Raw genomic sequence first — 13,700 nt, 5'->3', positions numbered from 1 at the left:
TGTCGGGCAATGCTCGGTTTGGGCACGGAACCTGCTGCATACCCTGCAGATCAGTCATGGCCTGTCAGTACAGGGCGAATGATCTTCATGCCGGGCTCAGCCGGCCATCCAAGCGTTGCACCCGCCAGTGTGCGGACACCTTTATTAGGGAGAACAACTATGCGTTGGAAGCCAATTGTCGCGGCGGTCGCGATCGCCACTTTTTCTGGGGCCGCGGTGGCCGAAACGGTTCAGATCCGGGTCGGACACCAAAGCCAGGTCACCAATACCGTATCGGGTGGGGTCGTGATCGAGCGTTTGCGCCTGTTCGAGGAACACCTGCCCACCGATGGGAAGTACGAGGATGTCGAGTTTGTCGTGCAGTACGCCGATTTCGATTCCGGCCCCCCCATCACCAACCGCATGATCGCCGGGCAGCTCGAGTTCGGCGTGATGGGCGACTATCCGCTGATCGTGAACGGCGCCACCTTCCAGAATACCGGGCGCGCCGAGTCGCTGTTCGTTGCCATGACGGGCTATAACGCCCGCGGAACGGGCAACGGCATCGTGGTGCCCGTGGACCATGAGGCCCAGCGGCTGGAGGACCTCGCGGGCCATCAGCTGTCCACGCCGTTCGGCAGTGCCGCCTGGGGCATGACCCTCGATGCACTGAGTCAGGCCGGAATCCTGGACGACATTCAGTTGCGGGATCAGGGGCCTCCGGTCGGGGTCGCCAACATCCGGACCGGCAATATCGACGCCCACGCCAACTTCACGCCATGGTCCGAGGTGATGGAATACCGGGGCTTCGGCCGCAAGGTGTTCGACGGCAGCGAGGTCGGTCAGCCGACCTTCCACGGGACCGTGGTTCGGGACGATTTTGCGGAAGAGCACCCTCGCGTGGTCGAGGCGTATATCGCGGCCACCATGGAGGCCCAGGAATGGATCATGGAAGACCCGATGCGGGCGGCCACCAAGCTGGAGGAGTGGACCACCATCGAGAAGGAGGTCCTGTACCTGTACTTCAGCGAGGGCGGGATTACCTCGGTCGATCCGACCTTGAAGCCCGAATGGGTCGATGCCCTCAAGTATCACCATGCGACCCTGCAGCGGGAGCGTTCAGTCCCGGATCTGGACTTCGATCGCTGGGTCGACGACAGCTTCGTCCGGGCGGTGTACGAGAACCAGGGCAAGGATTACGAGACGCAGCTGGAGGTGATCGTCCGTTCCGAACCCGGCGCCCCCGGCTTCCCGCCGGCCGAGGTCTGGTTCGCGGAGTCCGGGATCGTGAAATACGACTCCATCGCCGAGATGCTCGACGCCGTGGAAGAAGCGGAGGCGGCTGGAGAAGAGGTGCGTGCCACCTATGTCTACGATCACGGCACGGGCCTCAAGCTGTTCGGACACGTGGCGTCATATGTCGAACATGACGGGGACTACGTTGCCTTCATGCGAGCCGTTGACGCCGAATCGTTTGCCTCCAACAATGGCGGCTCGACCGCGGAGCTTGCCGTATTGCGCTACTAGACGTCCCTTCCATCTGGCGGGCCTTTCCGTCCGCCCTGCACGTGGAGCCATGGCCTTCGGTCATGGCTCTTTTCTTTATGACCGATGCCCCGGTTTTTACTCGCCGATTGCTCCCGTTTCCAGTAAACAGCGGTATATTGATCGTCGCATAATCGCGGCAGAGCAGGTCCCGCGCCTCCGGGGCGCGCTGGGTCGGGGTCCCTTTATCTTGAAAACCGAATTAACGGAGTCCGGCGTCTTTGAACGGCCGGCTTTGCAGGCATCCACCCCTTCGCCCGTGCTCCGTGCACGTGTCCCCCGCCGCGAGGTCGAGGCGGACTGGCTCGGCAAACTGGCTGAGGAGGAATTGTTCGTCTTGCCGGACTTCCTGCCTGCGCCGACGGTCGACGCCCTGCGCGACGAGGTGTATGCGCTGCGGGATGCGGCGCGGCTGGAGCAGGCGCGGATCGGGCGCGCCGGGGAACGCCATCGTAACCGGTCGACCCGGGGTGACTGGATTCACTGGCTGGATGGTTCGAGTCCTGCGCAGCAGGTGTTCATGGCGCGCCTGGACGAGATCCGGCTGCAGGTGGGCCGGTCGCTGATCCCGGGCCTGTTCGAGACGGAATCCCACTTCGCCCTGTATCCGCCCGGCACCCACTATGCCCGCCACGTGGACGCCTTCCAGGCCGGCAACTGCCGTCGCCTGTCGCTGGTGTTCTACCTGAATCGCCACTGGCGCGAACGTGACGGCGGCCAGCTCGCGATCTATGACAACGAGGGGCACGACATCCGCCGCATTCAGCCGCGCGCGGGTACCCTGGTGATGTTCCTCAGCCAGACGGTGCCCCACGCCGTCCTGCCCACCCGCCGCTGGCGCGCCAGCATCGCCTCCTGGATGCGTATCCGCGACCTCTCCGGCCCGCTCGCGAGCCTCGATCGCTTCTGATGGATGCCGGCGGCGCTGCCTTGCAGCGTCCGTCGACGGCGCCCATGATCGGAGAACGGGCTTCCTGAAGCCCCGGATCGAACGCGGAGCGGCGGGCCATCATGGGCGACAGCTGGCAATCGCAGGACAAGACGACACCATTGCGGGACACGCTGCCCGGCGTGCCGCTGCAGGCCTCGTCGTATTCGATCTGGGCCGAGCGCTATCAGCTGCGTGACGCGCACGGTGAGCCGGTGGATGCCTCGATGGAGGCGATGTTCGACCGGGTGGCCCGGGCCCTGGCCGCGGTGGAGGCGCCGGAGAAGCGCGATCAGGTCGAGCAGGACTTTCGCTGGGCGCTGGCCAACGGCGCGATCCCGGCCGGACGCATCCTCGCCAATGCCGGGGCCGAGGCCTGCAAGCCGCACACCACGCTGATCAACTGTACGGTCTCGCGCACGATCCGTGACTCGCTGCAGGCCATTCTCGAGGCCAATACCGCCGCCGGCCTGACGCTGAAGGCCGGGGCCGGCATCGGCTACGACTTCAGTACCCTGCGGCCAAAGGGCGCGCTGGTGGCGGGTGCGGGCGCGCCAACCAATGGCCCAGTGGCGTTCATGCAGATCTTCGACCAGACCTGCCGCACCATCGGCGCAGCCGGCGGGCGCCGCGGGGCGCAGATGGCGACCCTGGACATCGGTCATCCGGATATTGAGCGCTTTATTCTCGCCAAGCGGCGCAAGGGACGGCTGACCCAGTTCAATCTCTCGGTGCTGGTGCGCGACGCCTTCCTGGAGGCGGTCGAGAACGACGTGGAGTGGGCGCTGGCCTTCCCGCTCCTTCCCGTGGAGCAGGACCTGGTGGCGGAAGCCGACATCGTTTACCGCGACTGGCCGGTGGTCGAGGAGGACTACCGGGTCGACCACCAGGGCCGCGTCGCCTGCCGCATCTACCGCCGCGTCCGTGCCCGCGAGCTGTGGGAGACCCTGATGCGCAGCACCTATGACGTCGGGGAGCCCGGCGTCATCCTGATCGATCAGATCAACCGCATGAACAACGCTTGGTTCGACGAGGTGATCCGCGCGACCAACCCCTGTGGTGAGGAGCCGCTGCCACCGGACGGGGCCTGCCTGCTGGGGTCGGTGAACCTGACGGGGTTCGTCTCCGATCCTTTCACCGAAGACGCGGCATTCGACTGGGAACGCTTCGAGCGGGTGGTGCGCGTGTTTACGCGCATGCTGGATAACGTCGCGGACATCTCCGGGCTGCCGCTGCCAGAGCAGCGCGCCGAGATGCTGCGCAAGCGCCGCCACGGCATGGGCATCCTCGGGCTTGGCTCGGCGCTGGCGATGCTGGGGGAGGCCTACGGCTCCGAGGCCGCCGCGGCCTTCACAGGCGAGGTCTGCCGCCGACTGGCGCTGGAGAGCTGGCGGGCCGGACTGGATCTCGCGCGGGAGAAGGGCCCGGCGCCCATCATGGATGAGGACTTCACGCTGACGGCCGACAGGCTGCGTCGTCAGCCGGCGCTGGCCGAGGCCGGTTACCAGGTCGGCGACGTGCTGAAGGGCCGCGAACTGCACGTGCGCTTCAGCCGCTACATGCAGCGCATCGCCGGGGAGGACCCGGCCCTGGTCGCGGCGCTGGCGGAGGAGGGCGCGCGCTTTACCCATGCCACCTCCATCGCGCCCACCGGGACCATCAGCTTCTCGGTGGCCAACAACGCCAGCAACGGCATCGAGCCGACCTTCCTGCATCGGACCACGCGCAACATCCGCCGGCCCGGGCGGCGCACCCGCGAGGCGGTGGATTGCTACTCCTACGAGCTGCTGGCCTACCGGGCGCTGGTGGATGCCGAGGCGGGGCCGGAGGATCTGCCCGCCATTGCGATCACCGCGGACCGGGTCAGCGTGGACGCCCACATCCGCATGCAGGCGGCCGCGCAGCCATGGGTGGACTCGGCCATCTCCAAGACGCTCAACGTCCCGAGCGATATGCCGTTCGAGGACTTCCAGCAGGTCTACCTGCAGGCCTGGCGCGCCGGGCTCAAGGGGTGCACCACGTACCGGCCGAACCCGCAGGCGCAGATGGGTGTGTTGATGGACCCGGAGCGCCTGCGCAGCACCTGGTACACCTTCACGCTGGCGGACGGCCAGGAGGTGACCCTGCGCGGCGACGAAGAGGTGGAATACGAAGGCCAGGTGCACACCGCCGCCAACCTCTTCGCTGCGCTGGACGAGGGCTACTACGACGACGTCTGACGTCGTCGGGGAGGACACGATGCACCGGATCGATCAGCCCATCATCGCGTTTCGCCGCTCGGATGCGGCGGCCGGGGAGAGTGCCCCGGCGGGCGACGACAACCCGCTGGGCAAGCGTATCCCGTCGCGCCCCGAGGGCGAGCTCGAGTCGGTCACCGAAAAGGTCCGCTACTGGACCCAAGAGGGGCCGCAGACGGTCTACCTGGTGGTCAGCTTCATGGCCGTTTCCGGCACGGTGGGCGGCGAGCGCGTGACCATCGAGCGTCCGATCGAATTCTTCCTGCCCACCGGGCAGCACTCCGAGTCCTATCAGTGGATCTCCGCCACCATGCGCAGCCTGTCGCTGGCGGCCCGAGGAGGCTATGCCGCCCGCGCCCTGCGCGACCTGCGCAAGGTCACCTGGGACCGCGGTCCGGTCCGCAGCGGCACCAGCGACTACGGGAAACCCCTCTATCACCCTTCCGAGGTCGCCGCCATCGCCTTTGCCCTGCAGAACATCCTCCAGCGCCGCGGCTTCCTCGACCCGGACGGCCATCCCCGCCCGCTACGCGACCTGGCCGCCTACCACGACAAGGCTCGTAATACTCGGCCTGCGGACGTTCCTATTTTGGACTCCCCGCAGTCTGGGCCAATGGGTTCGTCGCTGTGCCCGCAGTGCGATGGCCACCTCGAAATCATCGACGGCTGCCCGACCTGTCGTGACTGCGGCTATTCGAAGTGCTAGGTCCCTCTTCGGAGGAAGGCCCTAAGTGTTACCCGCGACCGCACCGGGCCATTCGACTCCTGCATGTGATGGATGATCGATCGAAGCGTCACTTGGCCGTCATCGCGTATCAACCAGCATGGATAACCCCTCGGCGGACGGGGCCGCCGTGGAAATCTCCAAGGGGGTCTCGTAGTCTCCCCGGCTCGTCCATTCCGCTCTGGAGACATCGTGGCCAACATCCTGAACCCGTACGCCGACGATCAGCCTGAACCCAAGCACATCGTGCTGCGTGCCCGCAGTGGCCAGGCGGTCTCGGCCGACTTCACCCTGCAGGATCGGCGGGGGCGCCAGAGCGCGGCGGAATACCTCTTCCATCTCTATTCCACCATCAAGCAGAAGCTGGACGAGCCGGTCCTGGATGCCGCCGCGCCATCGCCGGACGACCAGGCCGCCATGCAGCGACTGATCCTCTACTCGGCCGGCGCCCACGACACCATGTTCGGCACCTTCAATGGTTCCAATACCTCCTCGGAGATGCCGGAGGAGGAGCGCAACGAGTTCGTCGAGATCTTCCTGCTGGCCTGCGCGACGGTCATCGAGGGCGAGCGGATCACCGTCGACCTCCAGCGAGGCCTCATCACCGCCGAGACGTCCTGAGCGCGATTTCCGCGGGAGTGCTGCTGAGGGGGTGGGGCAGGCTTGGCTGGATCCAGGCTCAGTTCAGGCCAGCTTTGCGCCGCAAATATCGGCTTGGCCGCTGGGCCTGATTGGGTGGAGACCTTCGTGTACTGGCGCGAAGCAGGATTTCGCAGGGCCGAAGCAGAGCAAAAGGCAAGGTTTGACCCCGGTCCCTCTGACCCCGGTCCCTTGCGAAAGGCAAGGTTTGACCCCGGTCCCTTGCGACGGATGATGATGGGAACTCAACCAAGAGCGTGCCAAGCTGGCCCGGCATCAGCGGCGCAAGGCGGAGCTGGAGGCAGACGCCACGGAAGGCCGGCTAGTCGAGTTGGAGCTGGTCGAACGCGCCATGACGGAACTCGTGGTGGCCGCCCGGCAGCGGCTCCTGTCGATGCCGACCAAATTTGCGCCTCAGATGACCGGCGTGGAATCGGCAGGCGAGGCGCAGCGCCTTATTGAACAGGAGGTCGAGCAGACGCTGGAGGAACTGGGAGACGGGGAGACGGGGAGTTGGAGGCGGCGGGACAAGCCTGCGACACCACGCCGAACCCCCTGGCGCAGTTGCCGGGGGTTCAGTGGGCCAGGCTGCAAGCCGCGAATTATTCCGGGTGCTGTTCCGCGCGCCGCGAGACCTCCACCGTGACAGTGCCGTTTGCTCCGTAAAAGGTGCTGACGGTACTCATGTCGATAGGTGTGTAATCGACGCGGGGTTCCTCAGGGCACGAGTTATGGGTCCAGTATTCGGACGCGGCATTGTGCTCTGCGCCGGATCGTTCTTTGTCCATAATCTTAACCCTTTCAATGGCTTATGCGTGAGGCGGGTTCAGTTCCGGAGAGAAATAGTGCTTGCGTTGAACCCATTTGAAGCCTTCGTGCTTCGTCACGGCAGCCACTTCAACTGGGCCGCCGACAGACTGAGCGCCAGGTTGGAATCTAACATACTCGATGGTCATGTCAACGAGAAACCGCGCCAGGTCGATGGTGTCCTGTATCGGCATCGGCGGGGGAGTGAACCATCGTCCTGACCTAGCAACTGCGTTGCAGATTTCATCTATTTGCTCTTGTGTCAGCCCTGCACGGTGCAGAAGTCCCGGCAATTGCACAGAAAATCCGTTGACGAACCTGTTGACGGCTTCGGGTTGCGCGTGAGCGGTTATTCCGGATTGACCCGGTTCGGATAATTGATGAATTTGTGGGCCGTCCGAGCCTGACCCGAAATCGATTTGCCAACGCTCCGGGAGCGCCGCCCCGTGGGAATATCCTGCGATTACTAGCCCGGTTTGGGGGCGTTGTTCCCCGATTTCGCCGTAGTTTGGCTGATAGTGATTCTGGTACAGGAAATCCGCGAACTCAGAGGCAACAGTCTCCAAATCGTAGTCGGGAGAGTCGAGGTCGAACCTTCGGTCTGCGGAAATTTCCTTGCGAAAGTCTTTCGCCAAGGTTTCGATCGATGCTGGACCGAAAGCGCCCGCTCCCCATGTCATCGCGCCGATGGGTAAGCCTTTTCGGAGGTTGAATATCTTGTTGGCTGAGTTATAGACGTTGACTATCTGGTTGTTTTCGTCGGTGAGGGACGTGGCGCTATCCGCCGCCATGACGACCCCATCATTTACCGTGATAGATATGGCAACCGTCATCCAGATCAGTCCGTAAGCAGCAGTTGGCGGGGCAGTATGGACCAGCGGGGCGATCGCCTTAAACGTAAGTTCTGCTGCTGGGGACGAACGGGAAGCGTCGAGCAGTACAATGGTCGGGTTTCCGCGCTGGATTGCCGCTCGACTGCTGCGACGCGGACCGCTGCCGTTGCTCATCCAGCGCCAACCCGGAGATTTGACCATGCACGAGCTGTTCAACAAGCCGCTGGCGGAGCTGCGCCCGGAAGACATCGACGCACTGCCCCAGCGGGGCGAGCCTGAAAGCCAATACCTGGAATTCAAGGAGGAACCGCCGGGCAAGGCCGATACGTGGCAAAAGGCGGCCCTGGACCTGGCCGGCGAGGTCGTGGCGTTCGCCAATGCCGACGGCGGCGTGTTGGTCTTGGGTATCAAGGACGAAGGCAATCAAGCAACCGGGGTGGTCCCGATCCCGGAAGCGGAGAAGGTAGCCGACAGCCTGCGCCGATCCTTCACATCGACCATCGACCCCTACCCGGTGGGGCTCGAAGTGGGGCCGGTTCCGTACAACGATGACGGCGGCGTGATCGTGGCCCGGGTGCCCGCTTCCCCAGAAGCGCCCCACGGCGTCAAAGACAAGCAGCGCTTCCGCGTGACGGTCCGGCGCGGCGAGGAAGCCAAGCCGCTCGACATGCGCGACATCCAGCTGCACACGCTGGAGACCCGCCGCCGTGCGGACGATGCGGAGCAGCGCCTTGAGGCGCGCCGGGCCGCGTTCCAAGCACTGATACCGCCTGCATACCGTGGAGGCGATGAACCCCCGGGGGTAGGGTTCCGTATCACGGTAACACCAGCGCGCGCCGTTTACCGGGTTCCCAGTCTGAAGCAGAACGCCACACGCTTGTTCCAGCATAAGCAGGGTGTGCCGCCGCTTGAGTGGACGATTCACATGGAGGAGGGTTCCACTAAGACCGTGTCCACGGGGTTTCATTACGCACTGGTGAAACAACGCCCGTTTTTGCGAGGCGTCAGGGCAAGAACGGACGATGCGCCGAACGGTTCGGTTACGTTCACGGCTTTCGAGGACGGCACCGTAGATTTGGCCGTGATGGATGTGCCCCAGGCCCCGCTCGCCGCACTATCGGTTATTGGGGAATTCTTGGGTGTAGCGGAGGTCGCAGTGGATCTTCGAGAGCAGGCAGGCGCTGGGCGAGCGGAGCTCATGATTGATGTAGAATTCGCGACCGCCAACCCCGCCGGTAGTGACGCCGGCTCCCAGCACGTTGGGCGTTCGCTTGAGTTCAACCCGAGGTCCGCTCTCAACATCGGGAGGAGTCCGCCCGAAATCCGTACGCCTGTGCGGTTTCCTCGCTACATGCTCGTGGAGGCCGAAGACCTGACCCGGGTTGCGGCGGAGTTCTGGCGGGACGTGTGCGACGTGGCCGGCGTGACCGGGATGCCCAGCATCACTGCCGTGGAGCGGCGGTAACCCGTCCACGCCGGGTAACTCGTGTACTGAAATCGAGGGCGGAAGCTGTGCCGAGGGTCGCGTAAGCGATTGATTGAATGGTGGGCCCGGTCGGACTCGAACCGACGACCAAGGGATTATGAGTCCCCTGCTCTAACCAACTGAGCTACAGGCCCGTATTCGGGGAGGGTACAAACGACTGCGGCGCCATTCTACCCGGAAAGGCAGGGATGGCGCCGCAGCGGCAGGGCAGGTTCCGGCCGTGCGGCCGGGACGCCGTTTATTCGGCGTCGGTGTAGGTGCGCAGCAGTTCGGCGCGGGTCGGGTGGCGCAGCTTGCGCAGGGCCTTGGCCTCGATCTGGCGGATGCGCTCGCGGGTGACGTCGAACTGCTTGCCGACCTCCTCGAGGGTGTGGTCGGTGTTCATGTCGATGCCGAAGCGCATGCGCAGGACCTTGGCCTCGCGCGGGGTCAGCGTGGAGAGGATCTCGCGGGTGGCCTCGGTGAGGCTTTCCTGCGCGGCGGAGTCGGATGGCGAGGCGACCTTCTCGTCTTCGATGAAGTCGCCCAGGTGGGAGTCTTCGTCGTCGCCGATCGGGGTCTCCATGGAGATCGGTTCCTTGGAGATCTTGAGCACCTTGCGGATCTTGTCCTCGGGCATCTCCATACGCTCGGCCAGCTCTTCCGGCGTGGCCTCGCGGCCCATCTCCTGCAGCATCTGGCGGGAGACGCGGTTGAGCTTGTTGATGGTCTCGATCATGTGCACCGGGATGCGGATGGTCCGGGCCTGGTCCGCGATGGAGCGGGTGATGGCCTGGCGGATCCACCAGGTGGCGTAGGTCGAGAACTTGTAGCCGCGGCGGTATTCGAACTTGTCGACCGCCTTCATCAGGCCGATGTTGCCTTCCTGGATGAGGTCGAGGAACTGCAGGCCGCGGTTGGTGTACTTCTTGGCGATGGAGATCACCAGGCGCAGGTTGGCCTCGACCATCTCCTTCTTCGCACGGCGGGCCTTGGCCTCGCCGATGGACATGCGGCGGTTGATCTCCTTGATCTCGGAGATGTTCAGGCTGGCGTGGTGTTCGATCTCGGCCAGCTTCTTCTGCAGGCGTACGATCTCATCCTCGTGCTCGGCGAGGGCGGTGGTGTACTTGCCCTTGGCCTTGCAGGCTTCCTTGATCCAGTCGAGGTTGGTCTCGTTCTTGGGGAAGCTGTCGATGAAGGCCTTGCGCGGCATCTGCGCCTGTTCAACGGCGAGCTGCATGATGCGGCGCTCGTGGCGGCGGATCTGATCGATGCTGCCGTGCAGCTGGGTGGTCAGCTGGTCGACCATGCGCGGCACCAGCTTGAACTCCATGAAGTACTTGGCGGTGGCCTCGCGCGCGACGGCGTAGGCCTCGCGGTTGCCCTTCTCGAAGGCCTTGTGCGCCTTGGCGTGCAGCTTGCGCAGCTTCTCGAAGCGCTCGCGCGCCTCTTCCGGGTCCGGGCCAGTGTCGACCGGCTCGGCGGCTTCCTCGTCTTCCTCGGCGTCTTCCACTTCGTCGACGATGGCGTCCAGCTCCGCGCTGGCCTGCTGCTCGGCGGCAGCCGCGGCGGCGGCCTTCTGCTCGTCCTGGGCCTTCTGTGCCTGTTCCGGCGTCACCAGGCCACGGGCGACGGCCTCGCCATTGGCGTGGTCGTTCGGGTCGATGAAGGAGACCACCAGGTCGGTCAGGCGGCCGTTGTTCTCGACGATCTGGTCGTATTCGCGGATCAGCCGCTCGATTGCACCCGGGTGGTGGGCCAGCGCAAACAGGACCTGCATCAGGCCTTCTTCAATACGCTTGGCGATGCGGATCTCGCCCTCGCGGGTCAGCAGCTCGACCGTGCCCATCTCGCGCATGTACATGCGCACGGGGTCGGTGGTGCGGCCGAAGTCGCTGTCGGCGGAGGCTAGTGCGGCGACGGCATCCTCGGCGTCTTCGTCGGCGGAGACGGAGCCGTCGGAAAGCAGCAGGCTGTCGGCGTCCGGGGCCTGCTCGTGCACCGCGATGCCCATGTCGTTGATCATCGCGATGATGTCCTCGACCTGGTCGGAGTCGATGATCGAGTCGGGCAGGTGGTCGTTCACCTCGGTATACGTGAGGTATCCCTGCTCCTTGCCCTTGGCAATCAGTTCCTTGAGCTGGGATTGTTGCTCTTCACGATTCATTGCGGTCGTACTCCGAGGTGCTTGTCCGAGCCGCGGCGAGACGGCTCTGGGAAAATGGGCGCAGAAAAATCAATCCTGTATTGTAGCAGAAGATTCTTATATTGCCGGTGGCCTGACCGGGATTGCGGTCAAGGCGCGCGCGTGCCGCTTTCTGGCGCCTTCCGGCCTGGAGCAATAGTGCGGGCGTTCGCCGCGGATTCAAGACCTGGCAGGCCCGGGGGGGAGGGCGGCATTTTTCCCTAACGCGGCACGTCGAATCTCTGCAACTGCTCGGTAAGACGAGCGAGCTCGGCGCGTTGTTCCGTCCCCAGCTCGGCGCCGGGGCGAGTCAGTTCACGAATTCGCGAACGATAGTGCTGGCGCAGGAGCTGGCGGGCGCAGTCCAGGGCCGTCTGCCGGGTCACGGTCACCTCGCCGTCGTCCAGCGTCTGGTGGGCCAGGGCCATCAGACGCTGGAAGTGGCGCTGGTCGCGGAAGCGCTCCAGCAGCCCGGCGGTATGCCGATCGGGGTTTTCGTCCAGTGCCGCGAGGAGTTCGCGCAGCGTCGCCGCCGCCACGCCGGGCAGTTCGACGAGCTGGCGGAATTCGGGCTGGGACCAGTCCAGATCCGGGTGTTGCAGCACGCGGGCCAGCAGGGCGCCCCACAGCGCCGGCGGGCTTTCCCCTCCACCCGCGGGTGCGGGGGCGCCGGCGGACGGGGTCGACAGCTCGCCGCCCGCATCCGGGTCGGCCCCGCGCGCGGGTGCGGGGGGCTGTTCGGACAGGACCTGTTCCAGGCGCTCGTGGCTCAGCCCGGTTTCCTGGCCGATGCGCTCGACCAGCTGGTCGCGGAACAGTGGATCGCGTGTGGTGGCGACCAGCTTCATCGCGGTATGGGCGAAGCGGGTGCGGCCCTCGGCGGTATCGGTCGGGTGTTCCTCGCGCAGCAGCCGCACCAGGGTCTCGGACAGGGGCAGGGCGCCGGCCAGGCGTTCCTCCCAGCCGTCCAGCCCGTCGCGCAGCACCAGGCTGTCGGGGTCATCGCCCTCCGGCAGGAACAGCACGCGAACCTCGCGCAGGCCCTGGATCGCGGGCAGGGCCTCGGCCAGGGAGCGCCACGCGGCGCGGCGGCCGGCGGCGTCGCCGTCGAAGCACAGGGTGATGCGCGAGACCTGGCGGAACAGGCTGTCCAGATGGGCGCGGGTCAGGGCGGTGCCCATGCAGGCCACGGCGCGACGGAAGCCGGCGCGCGCCAGGCCGACCACATCCATGTAGCCTTCGACCACGACGATGTCGTCCAGGCGGGTGTTCGCCTTGCGCGCCTCGAACAGGCCGTAGATCACCTGGCCCTTGTGGAAGACTTCGCTCTCCGGGCTGTTCAGGTACTTCGGCTCGCCGTCCTCGACCAGGCGCCCGCCGAAGCCGGTGATGCGCCCGCGCCGGTCGCGAATCGGAAACATGATGCGCGTACGAAAGCGCTCCCGGATGCCGCCGTCGTCGCGCCGCGCGGCCAGGCCGGCATCCACCAGCTGCTGCGGGGTGAAGCGGGGCTTGAGGGCCTCGATCAGCCCCGAGGGCGGTGCCCAGCCGATCTGGTAGTCGCGCGCGGTGGTGCCGTCGATGCCGCGGTTTTTCAGGTACTCGACCGCCTTCGGGGTCTGGCGCAGCTGCTGTACGTAGTACTCGGCGGCGGCGTTCAGGGCGTCATACAGCGGAGCATGGGCCTCGCGCTTGTCATCGCCTCCGGCCTCGCGCGGTACCTCGAGCCCGGCCTGTTCGGCCAGCTGCTCCACCGCCTCTGGAAAACTCAGATTCTCGTACTCCATCAGGAAGCTGATGGCGGTGCCGTGCGCCCCGCAGCCGAAGCAGTGATAGAACTGCTTTTGCGGGGAGACGTAGAACGACGGGGTCTTCTCGCCGTGGAACGGGCAGCAGGCGGCGAACTCGCGCCCGGCCTTTTTCAGGCTGACGCGGCGCTGGATTATCTCGACGATGTCGCTGCGCTCGAGCAGCTCGTCGATGAATGCCTGGGGGATGAGACCTGCCATGGTGTCGCCGGGTGTTCCTCGGGGGTGTGCTCGTCGTCAGGTTCGCATGATAGCCCAGCGTCGGGCCGCAACACGTCATTGCGGGACGCCGCAGCCGGCGCGGCAAGCCCCGGGCGAGTCCCGGTGGCCTTCCGGTGGACGCCGGGGTTGCTCGTGGAGGTCGCCACGTCGCTTCGCTCCTCGCGATGACGCTACTTTCTACCTCCCGGTCATTACGAGGAGCCGTGGACGACGAAGCAATCGGTATCCGTGAGCCTCCGATGGCGGGATGGCGTCAGGCACGAAAGATTGCGCGCTGCGTTGGCTCCCGGGCCGGTCGGCGGCCGTTCAGCGCCGCTTTGCTGCT

At 65.4% G+C, this 13,700-nt stretch carries 9 protein-coding genes and 1 tRNA gene; 6 read left to right on the top strand and 4 right to left on the bottom strand.

What is annotated here, in order from left to right; all coding sequences use genetic code 11:
- Positions 1–159: 159 nt before the first annotated feature.
- From F572_RS0108775 to F572_RS0108755, 5 genes are all read left to right on the top strand, one after another.
- Complete coding sequence (locus F572_RS0108775; RefSeq protein WP_017942694.1) at positions 160–1,506, top strand: ABC transporter substrate-binding protein; 1,347 nt, start codon at positions 160–162, stop codon at positions 1,504–1,506.
- 277 nt (positions 1,507–1,783) lie between these two features.
- Positions 1,784–2,434: a 2OG-Fe(II) oxygenase gene (locus F572_RS0108770; protein ID WP_018158442.1), complete on the top strand. Its 651-nt coding sequence runs from the start codon at positions 1,784–1,786 to the stop codon at positions 2,432–2,434.
- Positions 2,435–2,535: 101 nt separating this feature from the next.
- Positions 2,536–4,671, top strand: a complete 2,136-nt coding sequence (locus F572_RS0108765; RefSeq protein WP_017942696.1) for an adenosylcobalamin-dependent ribonucleoside-diphosphate reductase — start codon at positions 2,536–2,538, stop codon at positions 4,669–4,671.
- A 19-nt stretch (positions 4,672–4,690) separates the two neighbouring features.
- A complete protein-coding gene (locus F572_RS0108760; RefSeq protein ID WP_017942697.1) occupies positions 4,691–5,395 on the top strand; it encodes a hypothetical protein in 705 nt (234 codons plus the stop codon).
- A 210-nt stretch (positions 5,396–5,605) separates the two neighbouring features.
- The gene (locus tag F572_RS0108755) at positions 5,606–6,034 is read left to right on the top strand and encodes a hypothetical protein (RefSeq protein WP_017942698.1); all 429 of its coding nucleotides are present in this window, start codon (positions 5,606–5,608) and stop codon (positions 6,032–6,034) included.
- An 827-nt stretch (positions 6,035–6,861) separates the two neighbouring features.
- Here the strand turns inward: F572_RS0108755 and F572_RS0108750 are convergent.
- On the bottom strand, positions 6,862–7,866 hold the full coding sequence (locus F572_RS0108750) for a hypothetical protein (RefSeq protein ID WP_155983918.1): 1,005 nt from the start codon (positions 7,864–7,866) through the stop codon (positions 6,862–6,864).
- A gap of 25 nt (positions 7,867–7,891) precedes the next feature.
- Here F572_RS0108750 and F572_RS0108745 point away from each other — a divergent pair, with 25 nt between their 5' ends.
- Positions 7,892–9,157, top strand: a complete 1,266-nt coding sequence (locus tag F572_RS0108745) for a helix-turn-helix domain-containing protein (RefSeq protein ID WP_017942700.1) — start codon at positions 7,892–7,894, stop codon at positions 9,155–9,157.
- Positions 9,158–9,235: 78 nt separating this feature from the next.
- Here the strand turns inward: F572_RS0108745 and F572_RS0108740 are convergent.
- From F572_RS0108740 to dnaG, 3 genes are all read right to left on the bottom strand, one after another.
- Positions 9,236–9,312: transfer RNA gene (locus tag F572_RS0108740), tRNA-Ile, on the bottom strand.
- A gap of 104 nt (positions 9,313–9,416) precedes the next feature.
- Complete coding sequence (gene rpoD, locus F572_RS0108735) at positions 9,417–11,327, bottom strand: RNA polymerase sigma factor RpoD (RefSeq protein WP_017942701.1); 1,911 nt, start codon at positions 11,325–11,327, stop codon at positions 9,417–9,419.
- 239 nt (positions 11,328–11,566) lie between these two features.
- Positions 11,567–13,354 carry a DNA primase gene (dnaG, locus tag F572_RS0108730; protein WP_017942702.1) on the bottom strand — a complete coding sequence of 596 codons (1,788 nt, stop codon included), beginning with the start codon at positions 13,352–13,354 and terminating at the stop codon, positions 11,567–11,569.
- Between the last annotated feature and the right edge of the window lie 346 nt (positions 13,355–13,700).

Origin of the sequence: Thioalkalivibrio sp. ALE14 (assembly GCF_000376845.1) — a bacterium.
GTDB lineage: Bacteria > Pseudomonadota > Gammaproteobacteria > Ectothiorhodospirales > Ectothiorhodospiraceae > Thioalkalivibrio.
This window is presented reverse-complemented; position numbering and strand designations above follow the sequence as displayed.